This window comes from Hymenobacter algoricola (assembly GCF_039539525.1).
GTDB classification, from domain to species: domain Bacteria; phylum Bacteroidota; class Bacteroidia; order Cytophagales; family Hymenobacteraceae; genus Hymenobacter; species Hymenobacter algoricola.
In genome coordinates this window covers 1-644 of sequence record NZ_BAABDH010000046.1, presented here as the reverse complement: position 1 = coordinate 644, position 644 = coordinate 1, and the positions used below count along the sequence as shown (strand labels likewise).

Below are 644 nucleotides of genomic sequence, written 5' to 3'. Positions count from 1 at the left end.
CTAGTGCTTAGTCAGGAGAGTTTTTCGAACAAACCTTTTGGTAGTGGCGGGTGAGTTTCTCCCGCGCCTTATCGAGCGAGAATTGCCAGTTGACGGTCGCTCGCCGGGCGTTGCGTTCCGCCACACAGGCCTCAACGTGCGCGCTCAGTTCGTCCTGCGTGGGAATGCGCTGGTGCAGGCACTGGCGGGCAATGGCCGAGAGTTCGAGTTCGACCATGTTCAGCCAGGAGGCGTTTTTGGGCGTGTAATGAACCTCGAAGCGGGCCGCCAACGCGCGGGCCTGGGCGGCGGGCAGGTGCTGGTAAAAGACGGCATCGGTGTGAGTGTTGAGGTTGTCCTGGACCAGCACGATTTTCGCGGCCTCGGGGTAGTGGGCCGCCAGGGCCTGCATAAAGCGGCAATAATCAGCGCCCGTGCGACGGGCCGAGACCTCGACCAGGCGCTGGCCCGTGCCCGGCTCGAAGGCCGCCAGTAGGCAGGCCGTGCCCTGGCGCACGTACGTGCTGCTTTCCCGCCGGGGACGGCCGGCTTTGGCCGGCTGCTGCCCCTGCGCGGGCTGCGCCGGCACGGGCGGAAGCGGCTCGACGGGCTGGCCGTGCAGCACACAGGGGCGTTCGTCGAAGCAGATGACGGGAAAGTACGGG

Annotated in this window: 1 protein-coding gene; it reads right to left on the bottom strand. The window is 66.1% G+C overall.

Translation table 11 applies throughout. From position 1 onward, the window contains the following. Positions 1-7: 7 nt before the first annotated feature. Positions 8-644: IS630 family transposase (locus ABD842_RS13680; protein ID WP_345114901.1), on the bottom strand; the 637-nt coding region annotated here is incomplete at its 5' end.